Origin of the sequence: Bartonella vinsonii subsp. vinsonii (genome assembly GCF_902825235.1) — a bacterium.
GTDB classification, from domain to species: Bacteria; Pseudomonadota; Alphaproteobacteria; order Rhizobiales; family Rhizobiaceae; genus Bartonella; species Bartonella vinsonii.
In genome coordinates this window covers 1-2,583 of the sequence record NZ_CADEAJ010000028.1, presented here as the reverse complement: position 1 = coordinate 2,583, position 2,583 = coordinate 1, and the positions used below count along the sequence as shown (strand labels likewise).

Below are 2,583 nucleotides of genomic sequence, written 5' to 3'. Positions count from 1 at the left end.
GAAACGTCTTAACAGTATTGCTCGGCATTTACAGCCGGAGTTGCGCTCTGTTTTGCGGGGGACAGCATTGGCAGATAATCAAGCGCAGCTGTTGAAATTAGCCAAGATGGAGCCGGTTGCGCAACGGCGGGTGGCAATTGCTTTGCAACAGGTTGAGGGGGATTTACGGCGGGCTGTTGATTTGATCAATGGGATTAACACGCCGCCACAAATTAATGAACAGGAACGGATTTTTGCTCAGTTATTGGGTGTGTGGCAAAGGGCGGATGCGCAAACGCGGGAGCGGTTTTGTGATTATCTTGCAAGAGAACGGGGGGAGGAGCTGTCATGAAGAGGCATGGTTGCGAGCAGCTTGATTTTTTCCAAAAGCCGGTCTTTCCTTGCCGTGAACCGGTTGCGCAGATTGATTTAGGGCGGTTTCGCTCACGCATGAAGCGTGCCATGGCGCGGGCTTTGCGTGAATGCCGGGTTGAACGCAGTGTGATTGCGGAGCGTATGGCGCATTATTTAGGGATTGGTTGTTTAAGCAAGGCAAGTTTGGATGCTTATGTTGCGGAAAGTAAGCAGGTGGATATTTCTCTGCCGCGTTTTAAAGCCTTTGTGCGGGCGACAGAGGCATTTTGGCTCTGGGATGAGGTGGTGAGTGAAGATGGATTGTTGTTGTTGCAAGGGGATGAGGCGCGGTTAGCAGAGATTGCTAGGCTTCAGCAGGAACAGCGGGAGATTGCGGCACGGTTAAAGGCTATGCGTGCGACACCTGTGAGAATTAGACGGGGGCAGCCATGAAGGAATGGTTTAGTATTGCCGAATTGGCTGAGGCAGCTTTGCCAGGGTTGCCGAAAACAAAAATCGGTCTCAACAATTTTGCGCTTAAGAAATGGCGTTTGAATACACAATTGTTTCGCCAAACATTAGGAAAAACTAAGCCGGTTTGGGAGTATCATATTTCTTTATTGCCGGAGGGGGCAAAGGCGGCATTGTTGGTGCGGTTTGGAGTGGGTGTTGATGCAAAACAAATGCAAGGGGAGCAAAAGACAAGCATTTGGGTGCGTTATGAGGGGCTTTCAAAGGCGCATAAAAGGCGCTGTGAAGAGCGTTTGAAGGCACTTTGTTTTATGAATGATTTGATCCATGGCGGTCTAGGCGTACATGATGCGGCAACAAGCACTGCGGTGCAATTTGGTGTGAGCCGGATGTCGCTGTTTAATTGGCGGCAGATGGTGGAGGGGTATGAGCGCCCTGATTGGTTGGCAGCGCTAGCGCCTTGTTATGGTGAGGAGAATGTTTCGCAATTTGCTCCTTGTCATGAGGGAGCGTGGGAAGTTTTTTGTTCGGATTATTTGCGCCCCTCTAAACCGGCATTTTCGGCGTGTTATCGGCGGATGGTGATGGTTGCGCAGGAGCGGGGTTGGGAGCCAATTCCTTCAGAGCGGGCTTTGCGACGTCGTTTTAATGCACAAGTTTCCAAAGCGGTTGTGGTTTTGGCGCGTGAGGGAGAAGAAAAAGCAAAAAAGCTTTATCCGGCACAACGGCGTGATCGCTCATGCCTGCATGCTCTGCAAGCGGTGAATATGGATGGACATAAGCTGGATGTTTTTGTGAGCGTTCCTTGGACAGAAAAGCCTGTGCGGCTTTATTTGATTGCCATTCAAGATCTTTATTCGGGCAAGATTTTATCGTGGCGCTTGTCTGATGCCGAGACTTGGGAAATCGTGCGTTTGGTGATTGGGGATATGGTGGAGGCTTATGGAATACCGGAGCGTATGACTTTGGATAATGGACGTGCTTTTACCAGCAAGTGGATTTCTGGGGGAGTGCAAAACCGTTTTCGCTTTAAAATTAAGCCGGATGATCCGCAAGGGCTTTTGACGAGCTTGGGTGTGCAATTGCAATGGACGACACCTTATAGCGGACAGTCTAAGCCGATTGAGCGGGCATGGCGTGATCTGGCAGAAGCGATTTCCAAACATCCCTTTTGTGCGGGGGCTTATACGGGCAATAAACCAGATGCCAAGCCTGAAGATTATGGCAAGCGCGCGATAGGATTTGAAGAGTTTAAAGCCCATGTTGGTGCGCAAATTTGTGCCCATAATGCGCAAACAGGGCGCAAGGCGCTGACATGTGCGGGGCGTAGTTTTGATGAAACCTTTGCTGAGAGTTTACAAGCAGAGGGAACGATTATTCGGCAGGCAACGGCGGCACAACGGGCTTTATGGCTTTTAACATCTGAAGGATTGCGCGCGCAAAAGGGTACGGGCGAGATACATTTTTATGGCAATCGTTATTGGGCGCGGGCGTTGAATGAGCATGCGGGGCAAAAGGTGATTGTGCGCTTTGATCCGGATCATTTGCATCAGGATTTGCGGGTTTATGATTTGCATAATCGGTTGATTTGTCTGGCACCATGCCTTTGCGATGTTGGTTTTTACGACCAGCAGGCGGCACGTCTCAATGGGCGTTTGCGTAAAGAATATGTGAAGGCTGTTAAAGCAGAAAAGCAGCTAGCGGCAAAGCTTGCGCCTGATCACTTGGCAGATGTTTATGGGCGCCTTGAGAAAAAGGATGAAGCGTTCAAATCCAAGC

General features: G+C 50.1%; 2 protein-coding genes and 1 pseudogene. All 3 read left to right on the top strand.

Annotated elements, in window-relative coordinates:
- Positions 1-331 (top strand): annotated as a pseudogene (locus J7R12_RS08495) (ParB/RepB/Spo0J family partition protein); the annotation flags it as partial.
- Positions 328-786: a hypothetical protein gene (locus J7R12_RS08490; protein ID WP_126603257.1), complete on the top strand. Its 459-nt coding sequence runs from the start codon at positions 328-330 to the stop codon at positions 784-786. The pseudogene J7R12_RS08495 and the gene J7R12_RS08490, both read left to right, overlap by 4 nt.
- On the top strand, positions 783-2,583 hold a 1,801-nt coding region (locus tag J7R12_RS08485), incomplete at its 3' end, for a transposase domain-containing protein (RefSeq protein ID WP_208439057.1). The genes J7R12_RS08490 and J7R12_RS08485, both read left to right, overlap by 4 nt.